This window comes from Stutzerimonas stutzeri (genome assembly GCF_024448985.1).
Taxonomy (GTDB): Bacteria; Pseudomonadota; Gammaproteobacteria; order Pseudomonadales; family Pseudomonadaceae; genus Stutzerimonas; species Stutzerimonas stutzeri_AP.
In genome coordinates this window covers 410698-430266 of the sequence record NZ_JAMOII010000001.1, presented here as the reverse complement: position 1 = coordinate 430266, position 19569 = coordinate 410698, and the positions used below count along the sequence as shown (strand labels likewise).

General features: G+C 60.8%; 18 protein-coding genes. 5 read left to right on the top strand and 13 right to left on the bottom strand.

What is annotated here, in order from left to right; genetic code table 11:
- Window positions 1-146: 146 nt before the first annotated feature.
- The 9 genes from NA647_RS02050 to NA647_RS02010 all read right to left on the bottom strand — a co-directional run bounded on the left by NA647_RS02050 (window position 147) and on the right by NA647_RS02010 (window position 13118).
- Window positions 147-1376, bottom strand: a complete 1230-nt coding sequence (locus NA647_RS02050; RefSeq protein ID WP_256056177.1) for a glycosyltransferase family 4 protein — start codon at window positions 1374-1376, stop codon at window positions 147-149.
- Window positions 1373-2752, bottom strand: coding sequence for a lipopolysaccharide biosynthesis protein (locus tag NA647_RS02045; protein ID WP_256056176.1), 1380 nt, complete (start codon window positions 2750-2752; stop codon window positions 1373-1375). Before NA647_RS02045 ends, NA647_RS02050 begins: the two co-directional genes overlap by 4 nt.
- Before the next feature lie 14 nt (window positions 2753-2766).
- Window positions 2767-4113: a UDP-glucose dehydrogenase family protein gene (locus NA647_RS02040; protein ID WP_256056175.1), complete on the bottom strand. Its 1347-nt coding sequence runs from the start codon at window positions 4111-4113 to the stop codon at window positions 2767-2769.
- A gap of 141 nt (window positions 4114-4254) precedes the next feature.
- Window positions 4255-6453, bottom strand: a complete 2199-nt coding sequence (locus tag NA647_RS02035) for a GumC family protein (protein ID WP_197445629.1) — start codon at window positions 6451-6453, stop codon at window positions 4255-4257.
- Window positions 6453-6986 carry a polysaccharide biosynthesis/export family protein gene (locus NA647_RS02030; protein WP_197445628.1) on the bottom strand — a complete coding sequence of 178 codons (534 nt, stop codon included), beginning with the start codon at window positions 6984-6986 and terminating at the stop codon, window positions 6453-6455. Before NA647_RS02030 ends, NA647_RS02035 begins: the two co-directional genes overlap by 1 nt.
- Window positions 6987-7028: 42 nt before the next feature.
- A complete protein-coding gene (locus NA647_RS02025; RefSeq protein WP_256056174.1) occupies window positions 7029-8186 on the bottom strand; it encodes an outer membrane beta-barrel protein in 1158 nt (385 codons plus the stop codon).
- A 426-nt stretch (window positions 8187-8612) separates the two neighbouring features.
- Entirely contained in the window at window positions 8613-9449 is an 837-nt protein-coding gene (locus NA647_RS02020) for a CvfB family protein (RefSeq protein WP_256056173.1), read from the bottom strand.
- 123 nt (window positions 9450-9572) lie between these two features.
- The gene (locus NA647_RS02015; RefSeq protein WP_256056172.1) at window positions 9573-11915 is read right to left on the bottom strand and encodes a glucose/quinate/shikimate family membrane-bound PQQ-dependent dehydrogenase; all 2343 of its coding nucleotides are present in this window, start codon (window positions 11913-11915) and stop codon (window positions 9573-9575) included.
- A 78-nt stretch (window positions 11916-11993) separates the two neighbouring features.
- Entirely contained in the window at window positions 11994-13118 is a 1125-nt protein-coding gene (locus NA647_RS02010) for a PQQ-dependent sugar dehydrogenase (RefSeq protein ID WP_272889514.1), read from the bottom strand.
- A 184-nt stretch (window positions 13119-13302) separates the two neighbouring features.
- On the opposite strand from NA647_RS02010, the gene NA647_RS02005 reads away from it, so the two are divergent.
- The 4 genes from NA647_RS02005 (at window position 13303) to NA647_RS01990 (ending at window position 15854) form a co-directional block, all read left to right on the top strand.
- Complete coding sequence (locus NA647_RS02005) at window positions 13303-13482, top strand: hypothetical protein (RefSeq protein WP_131650942.1); 180 nt, start codon at window positions 13303-13305, stop codon at window positions 13480-13482.
- Between the two features lie 117 nt (window positions 13483-13599).
- The gene (locus NA647_RS02000) at window positions 13600-14322 is read left to right on the top strand and encodes an RNA pseudouridine synthase (protein WP_256056171.1); all 723 of its coding nucleotides are present in this window, start codon (window positions 13600-13602) and stop codon (window positions 14320-14322) included.
- Window positions 14323-14480: 158 nt separating this feature from the next.
- Window positions 14481-15242 (top strand): substrate-binding periplasmic protein, encoded by a 762-nt coding sequence (locus NA647_RS01995; protein WP_256056170.1) that lies wholly within the window; start codon window positions 14481-14483, stop codon window positions 15240-15242.
- 78 nt (window positions 15243-15320) lie between these two features.
- Entirely contained in the window at window positions 15321-15854 is a 534-nt protein-coding gene (locus tag NA647_RS01990) for a hypothetical protein (protein WP_256056169.1), read from the top strand.
- A gap of 6 nt (window positions 15855-15860) precedes the next feature.
- On the opposite strand, the gene NA647_RS01985 is transcribed toward NA647_RS01990, so the two are convergent.
- Window positions 15861-16052 carry a hypothetical protein gene (locus NA647_RS01985; RefSeq protein WP_197445621.1) on the bottom strand — a complete coding sequence of 64 codons (192 nt, stop codon included), beginning with the start codon at window positions 16050-16052 and terminating at the stop codon, window positions 15861-15863.
- A 209-nt stretch (window positions 16053-16261) separates the two neighbouring features.
- On the opposite strand from NA647_RS01985, the gene NA647_RS01980 reads away from it, so the two are divergent.
- Entirely contained in the window at window positions 16262-17137 is an 876-nt protein-coding gene (locus tag NA647_RS01980) for a DUF6279 family lipoprotein (protein ID WP_256056168.1), read from the top strand.
- A gap of 11 nt (window positions 17138-17148) precedes the next feature.
- Here NA647_RS01980 and NA647_RS01975 read toward each other — a convergent pair whose 3' ends face one another.
- The 3 genes from NA647_RS01975 to NA647_RS01965 form a co-directional block, all read right to left on the bottom strand.
- Window positions 17149-18120, bottom strand: coding sequence for an SDR family oxidoreductase (locus tag NA647_RS01975; RefSeq protein ID WP_256056167.1), 972 nt, complete (start codon window positions 18118-18120; stop codon window positions 17149-17151).
- A gap of 83 nt (window positions 18121-18203) precedes the next feature.
- On the bottom strand, window positions 18204-19028 hold the full coding sequence (locus tag NA647_RS01970) for an aldo/keto reductase (RefSeq protein ID WP_256056166.1): 825 nt from the start codon (window positions 19026-19028) through the stop codon (window positions 18204-18206).
- Complete coding sequence (locus NA647_RS01965; RefSeq protein WP_256056165.1) at window positions 19028-19489, bottom strand: VOC family protein; 462 nt, start codon at window positions 19487-19489, stop codon at window positions 19028-19030. Before NA647_RS01965 ends, NA647_RS01970 begins: the two co-directional genes overlap by 1 nt.
- Window positions 19490-19569: the final 80 nt, after the last annotated feature.

Below are 19569 nucleotides of genomic sequence, written 5' to 3'. Positions count from 1 at the left end.
GATGACAAGGGTGTTGATGCAAAACCGAATGGACGGCGCATCGGCGCATAGGCGCCCCGCTCCGCCAAACGGCGGTTTCGATTGATTGTTGGCAGCCAAGGTTAACGAGGCGTTACCGAAAGACCCGGTGCGGACAGACGGGCCGCTCATGCGAGCATTTCCTCGTACAGCGCCCGGTATTGCCTGGCGATGACCGGACTGTCGAAGGTGCTGGTGATCTTTTCCCGCGCATTGAGCACGAGCTGAGGATAGTCCGCCTCGCCAGTGACCCACTCGACACCGTCGGCCAGCCCCTTGGCATCGAAGGGCGCCGCCTTATAGCCATCGTGCTTATGCGTCACGATGTCCTTCGGGCCGGTGGCGTCGAAGCACACCACAGGGGTACCGCAGCCCATGGCTTCGGCCAGGGTCTTGCCGAACGCTTCCATCAAGCTCGGCGCGATGAACACATCGGCCGCAGAATAAAGCAGGCGCAGCGAGATACTGTCGTGCAGATAGCCGAACGAGGTGTAGTCGAAGCCCAAACCATCTGCGACGGACTGGTCCAGCTTGCCGAAGAAGCACAAGTGGTACTTGGCCGGATCGAGGTGCTTGAGCATCTCGAGGTACTTGCCGAAGCCTTTATAGGTGTCCTTGGCGCTGGTGCTGCCGGTAAGGATGATCTTCTTCTCGGTATCGAGCCCCAGCAATTGCCGAGCCAGCGATTTGTCCAGCGGGAAGAACTCGCTGGCGTCGACGTTGTTGTGAATGGTGCGCACGTCGAAGTCCCGGAACAGCAAGCTCTGTCGAGCCTGTTCGGACACCCACTCGCTGATGCCGATCATCTTCATCGATCTGGGCAGATACTTGCGCTTGCGATTGAGCACGAAGCGCGACAGGTCTCGGTCGGAGCGGCTGCCGAGCTGATCGCAACTGCCGCAGCCGGCGATGAACTTCTCGCAGCCCATGGCGTAATGGCAGCCCCCGGTCATCGGCCACATGTCACGCATGGTCCAGACGACCGGCTTGCGCAGCTGAGCCAGGTGTTTCATGTCGACGAAACCGCCATTGACCCAGTGCAAATGCACCACGTCAGCCTCAAGGCACTCATCGCTCTTGGTGAAATCGGCGCCCATCACGCCGGCGCTGAACATGCCCGACTGACGCCCACGGTAGAGGCTGGCGAACGCCTGGTCGGCCTGACTTCTGGCGATGCTGATGATCTTGTCTTTCTTGCTGCGACTGACGGAGATCACCGAGGTGTCGCCATGGGTGACCTGGCTATTCGTATAGACGCGGGAATCGACGCCCAGCGAGCGCAGTCCCTGATGCAACCAGTACGCGCCGCGAGCGGCGCCCCCGGTCAATTCCCCCGCGACCAAATGCAATACCTTCATCGATCTAGGCTCTCTTTCAGGTGCTGGGCCGCGTACCACCGGCGCGCGGCGATCAGCACGATCGCTATCAGCGACGAATAGATGACGATGCAGGCGACGGCAAAAGCCTGCACCGTCGCCAGTGCACTACCGACCAGCAGTGCTCCGCCGAACAGCGAAAGCACGCGCAAGCTGGTGCTGAATATCTCGAACAGAAGAAATCGGCCTTGCAGCGACAGCGCCGGGACCGCGACCACGCATGGGCGCGAGACGAAGATCACGTACTCGGCCAGCGCCAGCCAGCGGGCGTACTCGCCTGCCACATGCCATTGCTCGCCGAACACCAGCGCGAACATCCAGGGCCCGAGTACCGCCACCAGGGAGAACGGCACCAACCCGACCAACGCCAGCGCGGTAGTCGCCTTCAACAGCATGGCCGCGACCGGTTCCCGGTCGTGAATGGCGCGGCTGATGCGTGGGTAATAAACGTCGGCCACTGATTTGCCGATCATATTGGTCGGCATGGTCAGCGCCTGCTTGCACAGGGCGAAGAAACCGGCCGCCGCCGGACCGAAATATGCCGCGAGCACCAGCGTCGGCAGATGCTGCGAGACGGCATTGATCAGCATCACCGGGGCGCGGAACTTGGGAAAGTCGCTGTGCTGGTGGGCCAGCTCGAGCATGCCGGGCCGCTCCTGTCCCGCTTCACCGGCGTGGTTATCCTCATGGGGTTTGGTCCGTAGCATCGCCAGGCCCAGCATGGCCGCGTGCAACGCCTGTTGCAGCGCGGTGGTGCACACCAGCACCAGCGCCGAGGACTGCACCAGACCGGCAATGGTCCGCATGGAGTTGAACAGCAGCGAATGCCCGACCGCCACGCTCGCCGTGACACGGAAGCGCTGGGTACGAAACAGCCACTGCTGACAGATTTCCAGTGCCGCGCCACAGAACATCACGAACGGAATGAGCATCAGATACGGCTGGATGATCTGGATCTCCAGTGCCGCGGCCAGCCGACCACCGAAGAAATACAGACTCAGGGCAACGACCAGCGCCAACGTCAGCGCGATCGTCAGCGCCAACCGCACCAGGCCTCGCGCATCGCCATCGCGCTTGGGCAGCACGATGGCGATGGGATAGGTCAGCGCAGCGACCGGAATCAGCATCATGGTCACGCTGAGAAAGGTGCCCAGCACGCCATAGGCTTCCGGCCCGTAGATACGCGTGATCACCGGCATGAACGCCAGCGTGATCGCCTGCGCACCGGCGGTGCCGGTCACCACGGTGAGGATGTTGCGCAGCAGCTTGCTACGCATGCCTCCACGCAACAGCGCGGCCAGCCGTTCCCTGGTTGGGGGGGAGCCACTGCGCATGCTGGACTGATCGATGGCGCTCACTCGCTACCCCTCGTTCAAGCCTGAACCGGCTGACGGCCAACGCCGTAATAGCTGAAGCCTTCGCGCTTGATCTGCTCGCGGTCGTACTGGTTACGTCCGTCGATGATCAGCGGTGTGTTCAACAAGCGCTTGAGTGCACGGAAGTCCGGACGACGGAAGGGCTTCCATTCAGTTACCAGGCACAGGGCGTCGGCATCGATGGCGGCTTCGTACTGGCCTTCGACGATCTGCAGGCGACCGTCGGCGAACCAGCTTTCCGGGAATTCGCGGCGCGCTGTCTCGCGGGCGACCGGATCGAAGGCGCGGACCTTGGCGCCGGCATTGATCAGGCTATTGATCAGCACCACGCTCGGCGCTTCGCGCATGTCATCGGTGCCCGGCTTGAACGCCAGGCCCCAGACCGCGAAGGTACGGCCGCTGAGATCGCCATTGAAGTGGGTGGAAATCTTGTTGAACAGCGAGTGTTTCTGCTGTTCGTTGCGGGCTTCGACCGCTTGCAGCAGCTTGGGCTCGAAGTCGTTCTGGTGCGCGATGTTGATCAACGCCTTGACGTCTTTCGGGAAGCAGGAGCCGCCATAGCCACAACCGGCATAGATGAAGTGGTAGCCGATGCGCTCATCCGAGCCGATGCCCAGGCGCACGTTCTCGACGTCTACGTCGAGGCGCTCGCAGAGGCTGGCAATTTCGTTCATGAACGAGATCTTGGTCGCCAGCATCGCGTTGGCGGCGTACTTGGTCATCTCCGCATCGCGGATGCCCATGAACATGGTGCGCGGGCGGTTGCGGATGAAGGGCGCGTAGAGTGCGCTCATGACTTCACGGGCGTGGTCGTTGTCGGCACCGATCACGATCCGGTCGGGGTGCATGAAGTCATCGACCGCCGCCCCTTCTTTGAGGAATTCCGGGTTCGATACCACCGAGAATTCGATGTCGACGCCACGCGCTTCGAGGCGCTCCGCCACTGCCGCGCGTACCAGATCCGCCGTACCCACCGGCACGGTGGACTTGTTCACCACGATTGCCGGACCGCTCAAGACATCGCCGATCTGCCGGGCGACTTCCAGCACGTAGCGCAAGTCTGCCGAACCGTCTTCGCCAGGCGGAGTGCCGACGGCGATGAAGAAGACTTCCGACTGCTCGACCGCTTCGCTCAGCGAGGTGGTGAAATGCAGGCGTCCGGAGGTGTGATTCTCGATCACGATGTCTTCGAGGCCTGGCTCGTAGATCGGCAGAATGCCCTGCTTGAGGTTTTCGATCTTGGTCTTGTCGACGTCGACGCAGTAGACCGTGTTGCCCATTTCAGCGATACAGGCACCGGTAACCAGCCCAACGTAGCCGCTTCCAACGACGGTGATGTTCATAGCAGGATCCTCGATTAGACATTGAAACAGGCATGCCGCGGCGCGACCCTTTCGGTGGCCGGTGGCGCAAAACTGGGCAGATTCAAACGGGTCAGGTTCCTTGCTGGCCGAACCTGACCCGAGACGGATGAACGAGCCGGCTTAGACCGTTTGCTCGCTGTAGCCGTAGTGATCGTAATAGCCACGGAACTGACCGTTCTTCTTGGCTTTCTCGATATCGACGGCGTTGAGCACTACACCCGTCAGCGGCGCGTTGCTGTTCTGCAGCTGGCTTACACCTTTCTGCACATGCGGAATCAGCGTGGAGTCGGACTTGACGACATAGATCACCGCGTCGGCGAGGGTCGACAACACGGCGGCATCGCTGACCGCCTGGCTTGGTGGCGAGTCGATGATGATGCGGTCGTAGCGGCCCTTGACCACTTCGAGCAGTTTCGCGAAGCGTGGCGACGACAGAAGCTCCAGTGGGTTGGAAGGCACTGCACCGGCGGCGATCATGTCGACGTTGCCGACCGTGTGGATGCACTCCTCAAGCTTGGCATTGCCGCCGATGAGGTTGACCAGCCCCGGCGTGCCCGGCTTGAAGTCGAACGCCTTGTCGAGGGTCGCGCGGCGCAGGTCGGCGTCGATCAGCAGCACACGATGCAGCTGCCCCATGGCGAACGCTAGGTTGGCCGAGACCGCACTCTTACCTTCGTCCGGCGCGGTGGAGGTGATCACCAGCACCTGACGCGGCTGATTGGCTTCGCTCAGCAACAAGTTGGTACGGATGGTGCGCACGGCCTCGCAGAAGCGCTTGTCGCCGCTGCGCTCGAACAGATGGCTGACTTCCTTGCGCAGCTTGCGCGGCACCATCGGCACAATGCCCATGACTGGCAAGCCGAGCTTGTTTTCGACTTCTTCGGAGCTCTTGAAGGTGTTGTCGAGGATTTCGCGGATGATGGCCTGCGCAATACCCAGTACCAGCGCCAGGAACAACGCCACCGCCAGAATCAACTTCTTGTTCGGTGCACTGGGTTCGGTCGGCGGGATGGCCGCATCGACCACACGGGCGTTGGTGGAGCTCAGATCCGAGGTCGCGGTCGTTTCCTGCAGGCGGGTCATGAAGGTGTCGTACAGCGCGCGGTCGCTTTCGACCTGACGCTGGAGATCACGCACCTTGAATTCCTTGCGGGAGATATCCTGGATGCGGCCTTTGTTCTCGTCGAACGAAGCACGCAGGGAGTTCTCGTTAGCCATTGCGAGCTGATAGTTGCGCTCGATGCTCGCTACTACCTGCTCGACTTGCTGACGGAGACTGGCAGTGGCCGCATTAAGATCGGAACGTGCGGAAACCATCGCCGGATGACGATCGCCATAACGACGGGACAGGTCTTCGACGCGCGACCGGGCATGTGCCTGATCCGCCTTGAACTGTTGAATCAGGGGGTGACCCAGCACGGCCGGCACACTGGCGAGACGCTCCCAGCCCTGGCTGCGCATGGATTCCACCTGACGGTACTGGCTCTCGGCTTCGGCCCGCTGACGACGCGCGTCGATCATGCGGTCGCCGGTCAGAGATAGCTCGTTGGCACTGATGGTGCCGACACCATCCAGATCCACGAGACCTTCGGCGTCCAGGTAGGCCTGGAGACGGTCTTCGGAGTCCTGCAGATTTTCACGCAGGGAGACCAGGCGCTCGTTCATCCAACTGGCGGCTGTCATCGACATGTCGACCTTGGCTTCCAGCTGCGCTTCGATATAGGCCTGCGCCAGTTGGTTGGTCGCTTCCGCAGCGGTCATGCGGTCGGCCATGGCGATGGACAGATAGACCAGCTGGCTTTTGCCTTCGACCCATACCGACGTCCGCTCCATCAAGGATTGAGTGGCGTAGTCGAGGATCTGCGCTTCGGTAGGCGCCTCTTCCTCTTCACCGGTCAGGGCAGCGGCGATACCGCTAAAGTCGATCAGCGGCCCAGGCTGTTGGCGCAGATCGAATTCCGGGTGCTCGGTCAGATTCAGATCGCGCACCACACGCTCGGCAACGCCGCGGCTCTGCATCAGGCTGAGCTGAGTTTGCAAATATTCGCTGAGCTCGACGGGCGTGTCCGCAGCAGGCTGGAAGGACAATACCGGTGTGCCCTTCGTCTCGATGAGCACCGACGCGACGGCCTTGTAGATAGGGGTCATCCGCGACAGCAGCACGATTGTCAGCAGCACGACGCCCACCACCAGCAGGGCGATACCCCACTTGCGTGACCAGATTGCGTGCCAGATTTTCTTAAGGTCTATGAAATCGCTATCGGTTGCCGGCCCTACGGGGCGCTGCCATGGCCGATCCGGGCGAACTGGGCTGTTCATCAGAAGAATCCTTCATCGATGTTAATCGTGTCGCCGGGGCGAACCAGTGTGTTCATGGTGGCTTTTTCTTCGGCGCGGCTGCCTTCGGAGCCGCGAACGATGGTCATGCGTCTGGTCGATGCACGCTCGGTCAGCCCTCCTGCCAAAGCGATGGCCCGATCCAAGGTGAGTCCGGGCTGGAATGGGTAGCCACCGGGAAGTTTCACTTCGCCAGCGATGTAGAACTCGCGATAGTTGGCAACCGATACCGACACGCGCGGATCGACCAGATAGCCATCCTTCAGCTTCTCGACCAGCAGGTTGCGCACCTCGCCCGGTGTCTTGCCGTTGGCATCGACCTCGCCAATGAATGGAAAGGTGAAGGTTCCGGCGTCCGTCAGGCGAATTTCTTCGAAGGTGAGGTCCGGCTCGCCGTGTACGTTGATACGAATGATGTCCCCTGACCCCAGCTGATACTGCGCGGCGCTGGCCGCCGCACTGAACGCCAGCAGCACGAGCAGAGAAAGGAATTTGAAAATGTTCGGGATGCGCATGGTTGGCTCCTCCTTAGGCACTGGTTAATGTCCTACCCGGCCTCAAAGGCTCAGGTCGAAACTCAGCAGATAAACGTTTCGGTCGTAGCTTTCGATATCCACGTTGGAATCGTTTTCCGTCCGGAGGTATGAAAGGGTCACGTCGATCCAGCGATCCGGCGACCAGGTCAACCCGGCGCCGTAGCCGGTGCGCTCATCATCCCGGTTGATGCCTTCATACTCGCGCTCCGAGAAGCGATAGAGCAGTTCGGTCGATATGCGCGACGTCCAGTCGTGATTCCAGGAGGCGATGGTCGTCCAGTCGTTGATGGTGCTGGCACCGTCGTCACCCTCGTCGAAGGCGCGACGGGAATCGATCGTAAACGCCGAATAGGTGCGCGGCCTGTAAGTAACGCCGACTTCCCACATGGGGCTGGTGAAGTCTTCTCGCTGATCGCTGTCGAAGTCCTTGCGTTCGGCACCGACCTTGACGGAGCCGGATGTCTTAGCGCCGCCTTCCCATGTCATGCCGCCGAGCAGTGCCACGTTGGTACTGTCGCGCATGGCACTGGAGAGCTTGTAGTCGTGATCGGTATGACGTACTTCGACGAGCGAGCGCGTGTCGGCGCCCAAGCGATGGAACCAGATGGAATTGAACATCAGGCTATCGCGTTCTTCGGAGGCGTTGAGGTTGTCGCTGTTGTGATAACGACGCTGTTCGTAGTTGGTACCGAACTCCAGCTGGTTGCGCGCGCTCTGGGCACCGAAGCGGTACGCCGCACGGGCGATAGCTCGGCTGTATTTGTCGTTTTCGGTATCGACTTCGGTATCCGCCGTTTCCTCTACGCGATGGTAGGCAAGCCCCCAACTCAAGCGATGGCGGGACGTGAATTCCAGGACACTTCTGAGCTGCAGATGATGATCGGTGTTGCTGGCTTCTGAGTCCGAATGAAAAATGTCGCTATTGAACGAGTACTCGAGCTCGTACTCGCTTTTGCGGTTCCCGGTGCCGAGCAGGAAGGTCGGATTGATTCCGGTGACCCAGGATGACTGCTCGTTATTCGACAGGCCGCGATAGTTGTCGTCGTAGCTCTCGCGAACGACCAGCGTAGGCGTGAACTCGAAACCACCGATGCGAATATCCTGCGGATCGTTCTCTGCCCAGCTATTGGTAGCGACAAGGCACAGTAGCGATACACCTGGAAGCGTGATGTTCCTCATATGGAATCCCTTCTCGGAGATAAATTGTTGTTCATGCCTTCACTCTGGCCGCGACGCCCTTTCTTGTGAGGAGGCATAGACACGCAACAGACCGCAAATATCCCGGACAGTTGCAGAATCTATGAGCGGCATAGACCAAAGCGGAAAAAGCGCACGTGCACGGCGCTTGAAGACAGGCTAGTGCCACGAGATACAGGCCCACTGGGAAGTACAGACGGACGGGCCTTGCTGCAGACATAGCCGTGAGCGCGTCGATCGCCAGTTCGAACGGCAGGCTCGTAACATTCGGCAACGACTATTAGACGAGCCACATCGCTGCGCCGCCGAACCATGCAAACAGTTAGCGCACGGAAGCCCACCGCTTGCGTGTGTGTAGTAGATCGAGAAAGGACGTCGGCGCCTGGCTGCTTCGCCCGCGCCGACGGATCAGATGCGCTCGATGCGATCCGGATGGATGACGATGCGGCCCTGCTTGTAGAGGCCGCCGATGGCCTTCTTGAAATTGCCTTTGCTGACACCGAACAGCCGAGCGATCTCGTCGGCTGCGGTTTTATCACTGACCGGCAGGCTGCCCTGGTTTTCCTGCAGCTTCTGCAGGATCAACGCCTGCAGGGCGTCGGCGGCTTCGCTGCCCACCGGCTGAAGGCTCAGGCTGATCTTGCCGTCGGCGCGCACTTCCTTGATGTAGCCCTTTTCGTGCATACCGCTGCGCAGGAACTTGAACGCCTCATTCTTGTGGATCAACCCCCAATGCTTGCCGTTGATGATCGCCTTGTGGCCAAGATCAGTGGCCTCCACGACCAGCAGGTCAACGGCTTCGCCGACCTTATAGCGCTGTGGGGTCTTGTCGAGATAGCGATCTAGCCGAGCCGTCGCGGTGATGCGGCGGGTGTGCTTGTCGAGGTAGACGTGAACGACGCAGTAGTCGCCCTCGTTCAACTGACGTTTTTCCTCGGAATGCGGCAGCAGCAAATCTTTGGACAGGCCCCAGTCGAGGAACAGCCCAACGCGGTTGATTTCCTTGACCTTGAGGCTGGCGAACTCGCCCACCTGTACCTTCGGCTTCTCCGTGGTCGCAATGAGCTTGTCTTCGCTGTCGAGGTAAACGAAGACGTTCAGCCAGTCATCGACCTCAGTCGGCACATTCTTCGGAATGTAACGATTGGGCAGCAGGATCTCGCCATCCGGCCCACCGTCCAGGTAAAGGCCGAAACCGGTGTGCTTGACGATTTGCATGCTATTGAAGCGCCCGATTGCGGCCATCTGAAAAATCCTGTGAGTCGAAGGCGGCGATTCTAACAGGCCGGTCGAGCACCAGCGCCCGCCCGGTCAGCTGAATCACCCTGAAACAAGGGTAAGGCTGGATATACGTCCGCCCCGAGTAACTCATTGCGGCAATGCATAGGCGATGATCGAATCGCCCGCTTTGGTTCCGAGCGAGCCATGACCGCCGGCCACCACGACCACCATTTGACGGCCCGAACGGCTCAGGTAAGTCATGGGCGTGGCCTGACCGCCGGCCGGTAACCGCCATTTGCCTAACTCCTTGCCGGTGGTGACGTCGTAGGCGCGCAGGTAGTAATCCAGCGTGCCACTGAGAAACGCCACACCTCCGGCCGTCATCATGGGCCCACCGAGACTTGGCACGCCCGTCTTGAACGGCAGAGGAACCGGTGCGCGATCGCGCACAGTGCCATTGGACCGCATCCAATGTGTCTTGCCAGTACGCAGATCCGCGCCCGCGACATAGCCCCAAGGCGGCGCGGTGCAAGGCAAGCCGATCGGCGAGACGAACGGCTTCAACTCGACCGCAAAAGGCGCGCCGAAATTTTCGTTGAGATGCGGCTCGCCTTTGGAAACGTAGGTTTCTTGATCATTCTCGCGAGGCACCAGCGTCGAGGTGAACGGCAGATAGGCCGGCGTGCTGAACACCATTTGCCTCACCGGGTCGACCGCAACCCCACCCCAATTGAACACACCGAAGTTGCCTGGATGAATGAGCGAGCCCTGAGTGGACGGCGGCGTATAGCGCCCCTCATAGCGCAGCGAATGAAACTGGACATGGCACATCATCTGGTCGATGAAAGTCGCACCCCAGAGGTCCTTGCCTCGCAAAGTTGGAGGTTCATAGGACAGCGCCGAGACCGGCTGAGTGGGTGCCGTCCAGTCGCCTTCGGCAGCACCCTGCGGTGCCGGAACCTCACGAACGGGCAGGACCGGCACTCCGGTGCGACGGTCCAGCACGTAGATGTCGCCCTGCTTGGTTGGCGCAACCAGTGCGGGCACCAAGCCGTTTTCCGTGTCGATGTCGACCAGACTCGGTTGCGCCGGCACATCCATGTCCCAAAGGTCGTGGTGCACGGTCTGGAACACCCAGCGCAGCTCGCCGGTATCCAGGTCGAGGGCCACGATGGACGATGAAAAACGCTCGCTGTGCTCGCCGCGATTGCCGCCCCACTGGTCCGGCACTTGGTTACCCAGCGGCACGTAGACCAGCCCCAGTTCTTCGTCAGCACTGGAAATACTCCAGCTGTTCGGCGTGCTCTCGCTATAGGTTTCGCCCTCGGCGATCGGCTCGGTCCGCTCAGGATTACCCGGATCCCAGTTCCACTTCAGCTCGCCGCTCACCGCGTCATATGCGCGAATCACCCCGGAAGGCTCGGTGGTGCGGACGTTGTCGTTGACCGCCCCGCCGATGATGACCAGATCGTTGGCGACCACAGGCGGCGAAGTGGAGTAGTAGAAGCCCTCCTTCGCGTGCGGCATGTTCGCCCAGAGATTCACCGCACCGTTGTCGCCAAAGGCTCGGCAAACCTGCCCGGTCCGGGCATCCAGCGCAATCAGCCGGGCGTCGGCGGTCGGCATGAACAGCCGCTGCCGGCAGATCTGCTCGCTCGGGGGCGTATCGCTAACATGATAAGACAGGCCACGGCAGGTCAGATGCTGACGGTTGGTCGAGTCCGGCACCTGCGGATCGAAGCGCCAACGCTCTTCACCGGTATCGGCATCCAGCGCGATGACCAGATTATGCGGAGTACAGATGTACAGGCTGTCATCGATCTTTAGCGGCGTGACTTCATAGGTGGTTTCTTCAGGATCGCCGGGGCGGCGCAGATCACCGGTGTGGTAATGCCAGACCTGCTCTAGACGATCGGCATTGCTCGGCGTGATCTGCGCGAGAGGCGAATACCGTGTGCCATGCTGGGTACGGCCATAGGCATGCCATTCGCCGTCCGGCACCTTGTCGAGGGCATTCATGCCAGCCGCCGGCGCGGCGGCCATGGGTTGCGGCAGCATGCCCTTGATGTCGTTGCTGTCGCTGCTGAGCGCGTGCACGGCGGATGCGCCCCAGAGCGCCACCGCGATCATCAGCGGGATCGCGCTTCCGCTCCAGACGCGAGCACCGAAGTGCCTCCAGCCCAACCGCTGGGCGACCCACGGCATAAGCAGCCACAGGCCCAGCGGCGCGATGATGCTACCCCGCGGCGCCAGTTGCCACCAGTCGAAGCCCACCTCGTAAATGGCCCAGCCCAGCGAGCCAAACATGACCAGAGCATAGACCCAGAGCGCAGCACGCCGCCTGGCCAACAGCAGCACACCGGTCAGCAGGAAGCCCACCGCAAGCACAGCGAAATACCAGGTACCGCCAAGAATAATGATCTTCCAACCACCGACGGCAAGCGCTAAGCCGATGATGGTGCACAATATTGCGCTGATGACGACCGCCACTGTTTCCTCCTCTGCTGTTATCAAGTCCTGTGGGCTACGAAACGACGACGCCCTAGCAATCACCTGCGGTGAGATGTATCAACGTCCGCCTTCGCTCGCATCGAGACCAACACGCAGGAGCTTGCCGCTGGCCGAGTCGGTCAGTAGATAAAGATAGCCGTCGGGCCCCAGGCGAACGTCGCGAACTCGCACGCCGAGATCCTTCAGCAATCGCTCGTCATGGGTCACCTTGTTGCCGTCGAGTTGCAGGCGAATCAGCGATTGGTCCACCAGCGCGCCCAAGAACAAGTTGTGCTGCCATGCGGGGAAGCGTTCCGCATCGTAGAACGCCATGCCGCTGATGCCGGGCGAACGTTCCCAGACATAGTGCGGCGGCTCGGTACCGTCCACGGATTTACCCTTGGCTTCAGGTATCGGCTGACCGCTGTAGTTGATCCCATGAGTCGCCAGCGGCCAGCCGTAATTGAGCCCCGGTTGCGGAATATTGATTTCATCGCCGCCTCGCGGGCCGTGTTCATGCGTCCAGAGCGCGCCGCTCCAGGGGTTGAGCGCGGCCCCCTGTTGATTGCGATGACCGTAGGACCAGATTTCTGGCCGGGCACCTTGGGTATCCGCCATCGGATTGTCGTCCGGAACCTTGCCGTCCGGGTGAATCCGCACCAGTTTGCCCTGCAGCTTGTCCAGATCCTGAGCGGTAGGCCGTTGGTTGTTTTCCCCCAGCGCTATGAATAAGTGGCCGCTGCCATCGAAGACCAGCCGCGAACCGAAATGAATGCCGTTCGAAAGCTTTGGCTGCTGGCGAAAAATGACCGTGAAATCTTCCAGTCCGCGCAGGTCATCGGCCAGCCGGCCACGACCCACGGTGGTGCCGGCCTTGCCCTCGCCTTCTTCGGCATAGCTGAGGTACACCAACCGATCCTGCGCGAAGCTGGGCGATAGCTGCACGTCCAGCAATCCGCCCTGAGCCTGCGCATAGACGTCGGGCACGCCATTGAGCGGCTCGGAAAGCTGTCCGTTGCCGTCAACCACACGCAACCTGCCGGGACGCTCTGTGACCAGCATGCCGGCATCGTCCGGCAAGAAGGCCACGGCCCAGGGGTATTCCAGACCGGTGGCGATCTCTTCGACGGAGACACGACCTTGCTCGCTGTCGAAATATTCGGTCTCGGCGACCGTGAGGGCGAGCAGGAGAGCGTGGTGCAACAGATGATGGCGCGAATGGCATGGCGCGGCATGAGGAATCCTCCGGAGCGAAACGGGCAATATCTAATGAAGACCATAGACGAAGCGATTTGCTCATCTGATGACCGCTCAAGGAAAAATCGAACAAAAATTAGCCACATCTGTATAATGGCCGGTTCGACTGATCCACAGGAATCCGATGACGATGGCCTCCAAGACCACATCCGCGAAACGCAAACCCGAACCCGCCAGCGAAACCAGCCAGTCCCTGGCCGAGCAGATGGCCGCCTTTCTGAAGGCCGGTGGTGAAGTTCAGAAGATCCCCAACGGCGTCAGTGGCCAGACTCAAGGCCCTTCGCGGCAGATCACCATCAGTAAGAAATAGATAGCCAGAAATAAATAGCCAAGTAGTAAACCCGCAACACTCGACCGCGAGCTTCAGCTGTCACGCAGTACTGCAGCGGCTCGCCGGGTTTCCCCTCCCGCGACATCCGAGCTACCCATGACCGACCCGATACGCCTGTCCAAACGCCTCGCCGAGCAACTCGGCTGTTCCCGGCGTGAGGCTGAACTGTATATCGAGGGTGGCTGGGTCAGCGTCGACGGGCAAATCATCGAAGCCCCCTATTTCAAGGTCGGCGGCCAACGAATCGAACTCCTGCCTGGCGCCATCGCAGCCGAGCTGCCGCCCGTCACGCTGCTGCTGCACAAACCGGCCGGCCAGGCCACCGCAGCAGATCCGGCTGTCGCCATGGAACAGCTCGCCAAGGCAAGCCATTGGACCGGCGATGATGCTCGTCTCGCACCACGTGATCGACACTTCGCTCGTCAGACTGCACTGCTACCGCTGGAGCCGGATGCCAGTGGATTGGTCGTGTTCAGCCAGCAGCGCGAGGTGATCCGCAAACTTGCCGACCCTCGCGACAAACTCGAGCAGGAATACATTGTGGAGGTCGCCGGCGAACCCGAGGAAGGTGGCCTGGCGTTGCTGGCCAAAGGCATCGGACACCGTGGCCGGATCCTGCCCAAAGCCAAGGCCAGCTGGCAGAACGAAACCCGTCTGCGCATCGTGCTCAAGGCACCGCAAGCGGGCGATCTGCGACAGCTTTGCGAGGCCATCGGCCTGCAGATGCTCAACTGCAAGCGCATACGCGTCGGGCGATTGTCGATGGCCAAGCTGCCAGTGGGCGAGTGGCGCTTTCTCGGCGAGCACGAACGCTTCTAGAGCGAAACGGCGACACGCCAAAAAACCAACCCGCCCAGCCGCTTCCTCCTTGCCGCCTGTCGACTATGCTTGTTCATCATCGAACAGGCAAAAGCCATCCGCGGGCAGTATCACCGAGTCCGCGTACGGCCGCTTCGCCATCATTCTGAAGGTGCGCCATGCAACGACTCGTTGTGGTGCTCGTGCTCGTTCTACTGCCATCGATCTGCGCCGCGCAGCAGCGGATCGAGGTTTGGAACTATCACTTCTCGCCGCCATTCATTCTCGACGATGGGCAGGGCCTTTCGCACGCTTTCGTCGATCTGCTCAATCGCGACCCGGCCAACCGTGGCCGCTTCCGCTTCGAGCTGGTGGAGCTACCGCGCAAGCGTGTGGACGTTCGCCTCGCCCGAAACCGCCCGGGCATCCTGCTCTGGGCTACGCCGAGCTTTTTCACTGCTGCGCAGACGGCAAATGCCAAATGGTCGGAACCGCTACTGATCGACCAGCAGGTTTTCGTCTCGCTACCCGCTACGCCATTTGAGTACGATGGGCCCAGCTCCTTGCACGGCCTAGTTCTGGGGGGTGTGCTGGGCCATCGATACGAGGGGCTTGAAGAAGATGTCGCAAAGGGCGCGATAGAGCGCCAGAACGTTCACAGCGACCTGCAGAACATCCAAAAGCTGCTCTCCGGGCGTATCAATACCTTGCTGATCGCACAGTCCACTCTGCTCTATTACCGCCAGGAACATAAGCTGGACGATCTGTACACTTCGCAAGAGCCCCTGTATCAGTTCGCTCGGCACGTACTGATGACCGACACACTCAACGGTGCCGCTACCGACTTTCTCGATGAATTCTTCGGCGCCCTTCCAGATAACCCCGAGTGGCAGGTCCTTCTGTTTCACTATGGCCTCAAGCCCATCGCCAGCGAGCCATGAGTCGGGCTGAACAGAAACGAAACTCGCAGGTCAGAACTGGCGCTGACACACATAAACAATTCAGAGAACAAGGCAGCGATGAAGAACTCATTACTACTCGGACTGCTCATCGTCCTTGGGGGCTGCGCCTCTCAACCCTGTGACCAACCGGGCAGCTCCTGTCGTGCAGAGCGACTGCTCTATCAGAACGATCTTCTGCAGGCCAAGATTCTCATTTCAATCGGCGACGAAGACGGCTACGAGCTCGCCGACGCTCTGCTCGAGCGCAGCGCTTATCTCGACGAGCACGGCGAAGTCGAGTTCTATCAGGCACTGTTGCTAATACGCCAGGGCCCGCAACAGGCGGGCGTGCTGAACCTACTCGAACAGGCGCGCGCCAAGGGCCACCCGCATGCCGCGGCGCTGCTCTACAAAATGCACCAGGAGCCTTATCTGCTGGACGAACGCGATGTCATCAAGGCCGAGGAATATCGTCAGGCCTACGCCGAGCTGGATGTCGCGCGCAGCGGCTATCCATCCTTCGATAAAGCTCTGGAGCTGGTCTCCCAGCTCGTCGAGCCGCCGCCGCCAATACCCGAGCGGGTCGATCCCTGCCCCACTAAATGCCTGTGAACTGCCTCACCGGGGTGTAGGTGTCTGCGATACCTTGGGCTCCTGCTCCCCGTCCATCACGGCTTGCGCCTCTTCACGCGTGGCATAGGGTCCGGCAATCGTCTTGCCGTCCATTTCCACCACCCAACAAGTCACCCAGGTCGGGCGCCAACCCTGCGGTACCTGGTCTCCGGTCAGCTGTTTGATTGTCGTCTGCATGCCTACCTCCACATTGATACGTTGTTGCAGGCGTGCCGGCGACACACCCTCTTCAATAAAGGGACCACAAGTTCGACCGTTCTTCTCGCCGAAACAAACCGTTGCTGTTTCGGCTCGAACTGCCGGGACGTCCTGTCGTTCTATTAATAGGCGAGAAGGCCGTTTCGTCCTTATCGAGAGATGCCCATATCCAGACGACGAGGGCTCCGATGCAGATCCGTCAGACAAGTGGCTGCAAGACATTGCTGTTGTTGGTGGCACTCACGCTTATCATCGCCGGCTGCAGCCGCATCAACCTCGCGTACCGCAACCTGGACACGCTGATCCCATGGTGGATCGATGACTATCTGGATTTGAATCGCGATCAGCAGAAGCGCTTCCGCGCGCAGCTGCGCGACCATCTTAGCTGGCACTGCCAAACGCAATTACCGATCTATCTCGACACCCTCGGACAGCTGCAGCACCAGGTTCGGCGGGATGAAATTAACGAGGCCACCCTGCGCACTCACTATCAGAATGCGAAACAGGCGATTCAGAAAATTACCGAAGAGATCACCCCGACCACCACACAGCTACTGCATGATCTTGACGATGCACAGGTCAGAACGCTCAACGAGGCACTCGAGAAAGACCGTCGCGAGCGGGCCGAGAAATACTTGCAGCCACCACTGGACCGCCAGATCAGAGAGCGTGCCGAACGCATGGGCGAGCGGGTCGAACATTGGCTGGGCACGATCAGCGCGGCGCAACGGCAACGCATCCTCGTCTGGGCGCATACGCTTGGAGAACATAACCGGGTGTGGCTGGACAACCGGGTGCAGTGGCAACACGCCCTGAGCGCTGCGGTCGCCCAGCGTCGCGAAGCAGGTTTCGATGACCGCATCGCGCGGCTGCTGCAAGGCGGCGAAGCCTTCTGGACTGACGATTACCGAGCGGCCTTCGACCGCATCGAACAGGCCGCACTGGACTTGGCCAGCGATCTCTACGCGATGTCCGGTGCCGACCAGCGAGGTCATCTCGACCGGCAATTGGAGAACCTGCGCAAGGATCTGGGCTCGCTGGCCTGTTTGCCGGAGTCGCGCTGACCGTTGTCGTCTTAACGTTTACGACAGCACAACAGCAGTCCGACTACGCCTACCGCAATTCCTCCGGCCAGCATCAAAGTGCGCTGCGAGTGGCTGCCTTTACGCCATCCGCCATCTATTCGCCGCTGACCCAGTGCCGGATGAAACAGATTGCCGGAAGAAGGCGCCACTCGATCGGCGCGCCGCAGCGCGGCACCGGTCAGCAGCCAAGATAACTGATTGAAACCAGGCGTCACGAAATGCGCGAAGCGCAGCAAGGTCGCCACCATCCCAACCGAGGTGGTATGCCGAGGATGCAACGCCAGGCTGATCATCGCCTCGGCCACCTGACGGGGATCGCACAGCGGTGGCGGTGGTTGCAGCGAACGCCCCGCATAGTTGCCACCGTCACGGAAACCGGGGGTGTCGACAACCGATGGGTATACGTCGCATACATGTATTCCCGGCCATTGTGCCAGCTCACCGCGCAGCGCCTGGGAAAAGCCGCGCAGGCCGAACTTACTGGCCGAATAGGCCACGGCGAATGGCTGCGGCACCCAACTGCCGACAGAAAGTGTATTGATCAGAATGCCGGCGTTCTGCTGTTTGAAGTAAGGCAATACCACATGCGCGCCCCGCAAATAGCCGATCAGGTCGGTCTGCACGACCTGCTCGTGAGCATCCAGCGGCGTCTCGTCGAATGTGCCGACCGCCCCGACACCGGCGTTGTTGATCCAGATGTCGATGCGCCCTTGGCCGAACTCGGCGGCTGCAGTGGCCAGTTGTTCCACCGAGTCGCTGAGGGTCGTGTCAGTTGGCACCACGAGCGCCTCGCCGCCGAGCGCCCGGCATTCTTCAGCCGCCTCCTGCAACGCCTCCTCGTCACGTGCGGCCAACACCACACGGGCACGCCGACGTGCGAATGCTTGCGCGGTGGCGCGCCCAATACCACTGGACGCACCGGTGATAACCACCACCGCGCCTTCGAGTCTGTTTTCAGTCATGCCCGATTCTCCGGTTTGCTGTCGTTAACAGCTGACAGCCGCGGCGAGGCAAACATTCCCCGCCGTCCGGAGGATCGTCGGGGTCAAACCATCTGCAGCGCATGCCGGCGAGACGGTGGCGGGAAGGCATCGTCGAGGACGCTCAGGTCTTCCGCCGTTAACTGCAGCTCTGCGGCGGACGCGTTGGCGCGCAGATGAGTCGGGTTGGAAGATTTCGGAATCACCAAAACGCCGGGTTGTCGCAAGGCCCAGGCCAACGCCACCTGAGCAGGTTGCGCACCGTGCCGGCGGGCAACGTTGACCACCGCCGAATGCCGCAACAACGCGCCGCCCTGCCCCAACGGACAATACGCCATGACCGGCATACCCTGAGCCTGGCTCCAGGGCAGCAGGTCGAATTCGATCCCCCGTTCGCTAGGGTTGTAGAGCACCTGGTTGGCTGCACAAGCGGGCGCATTCAGCTCACGCATGTCGTCCAGATCGAGGTTCGACACGCCCCAGCGACGAATCTTGCCCTGCTCTCTGAGCCGCTCGAAGGCTTCGACGGTTTCCGCCAGCGGATACTGGCCGCGCCAGTGCAGCAGATACAGATCGATGCAATCGGTACCGAGCCGACGCAAGCTGCGTTCGCAGGCCTCCGGTACGCCTTTTTGGCTGGCGTTGTGCGGATAAACCTTACTGACCAGAAAGACCCGGTCTCGACGACCGCGTATTGCTTCACCAACAACCTCTTCCGCACCGCCTTCGCCATACATTTCCGCGGTATCGATAAGCGTCATGCCCAGCTCTATTCCGAGCTGCAGTGCTGCGACCTCGTTGTTGCGTTCGGCCGGATTCTCACCCATGTGCCAGGTGCCCTGGCCGATCACAGGGACTTCGGCTCCATCTGTCAACGTCAGGGTGCGCATCAGCCGTTCCCTCGCATGTTTTGCTCGGAGACAGGCTCGGCCCAAGGATCGTAGGTGCCGAAATTCCACAGGTGACCCTCCAGGTCGCGGCAGCTGAAGCCTCGGCCACCGTAATCCTCGTCTTTCAACTCGATGACGATCTCCGCCCCGGCAGCCTTGGCCTTGGTGTAGAGCGCATCGGCACTGTTGACGATGACATAGATGCTCTGCGTGGAAACGCCGCCCACCTGGTCCGGCATCCGCACCTGGCGACCATATTCTGAATCGCTAACCGGACCGATCATCAGCATGCCGCTACCGAAATTGAGCTGGGCGTGAATGACGCCCACTTGAGCGTCCTCGGCCACCAGGTGCCGCTCGAAATCAAACACTCGACACAGCCAGTCCAATGCCGCGGGTACGTCACGGTAATGCAGACAGGGGATGAGATTGGATGTGGTGTTTTTGCTGTACAGGGACATGAAAGCTCCTTTCGATTGCCGCGGCCATCGCCGTCGTACAAGACGCACCGCATACGCATTCAGACCGATAACGGCGCCGA

Excerpts from the sequence above, each read along its gene's own strand:
- NA647_RS02050 (WP_256056177.1), bottom strand. The coding sequence starts at position 1,376 with ATGAAGGTATTGCATTTGGTCGCGGGGGAATTGACCGGGGGCGCCGCT.
- NA647_RS02040 (WP_256056175.1), bottom strand. The coding sequence starts at position 4,113 with ATGAACATCACCGTCGTTGGAAGCGGCTACGTTGGGCTGGTTACCGGT.
- NA647_RS02035 (WP_197445629.1), bottom strand. The coding sequence starts at position 6,453 with ATGAACAGCCCAGTTCGCCCGGATCGGCCATGGCAGCGCCCCGTAGGG.
- NA647_RS02030 (WP_197445628.1), bottom strand. The coding sequence starts at position 6,986 with ATGCGCATCCCGAACATTTTCAAATTCCTTTCTCTGCTCGTGCTGCTG.
- NA647_RS02025 (WP_256056174.1), bottom strand. The coding sequence starts at position 8,186 with ATGAGGAACATCACGCTTCCAGGTGTATCGCTACTGTGCCTTGTCGCT.
- NA647_RS02020 (WP_256056173.1), bottom strand. The coding sequence starts at position 9,449 with ATGGCCGCAATCGGGCGCTTCAATAGCATGCAAATCGTCAAGCACACC.
- NA647_RS02005 (WP_131650942.1), top strand. The coding sequence starts at position 13,303 with ATGGCCTCCAAGACCACATCCGCGAAACGCAAACCCGAACCCGCCAGC.
- NA647_RS02000 (WP_256056171.1), top strand. The coding sequence starts at position 13,600 with ATGACCGACCCGATACGCCTGTCCAAACGCCTCGCCGAGCAACTCGGC.
- NA647_RS01995 (WP_256056170.1), top strand. The coding sequence starts at position 14,481 with ATGCAACGACTCGTTGTGGTGCTCGTGCTCGTTCTACTGCCATCGATC.
- NA647_RS01990 (WP_256056169.1), top strand. The coding sequence starts at position 15,321 with ATGAAGAACTCATTACTACTCGGACTGCTCATCGTCCTTGGGGGCTGC.
- NA647_RS01985 (WP_197445621.1), bottom strand. The coding sequence starts at position 16,052 with ATGCAGACGACAATCAAACAGCTGACCGGAGACCAGGTACCGCAGGGT.
- NA647_RS01980 (WP_256056168.1), top strand. The coding sequence starts at position 16,262 with ATGCAGATCCGTCAGACAAGTGGCTGCAAGACATTGCTGTTGTTGGTG.
- NA647_RS01975 (WP_256056167.1), bottom strand. The coding sequence starts at position 18,120 with ATGACTGAAAACAGACTCGAAGGCGCGGTGGTGGTTATCACCGGTGCG.
- NA647_RS01970 (WP_256056166.1), bottom strand. The coding sequence starts at position 19,028 with ATGCGCACCCTGACGTTGACAGATGGAGCCGAAGTCCCTGTGATCGGC.
- NA647_RS01965 (WP_256056165.1), bottom strand. The coding sequence starts at position 19,489 with ATGTCCCTGTACAGCAAAAACACCACATCCAATCTCATCCCCTGTCTG.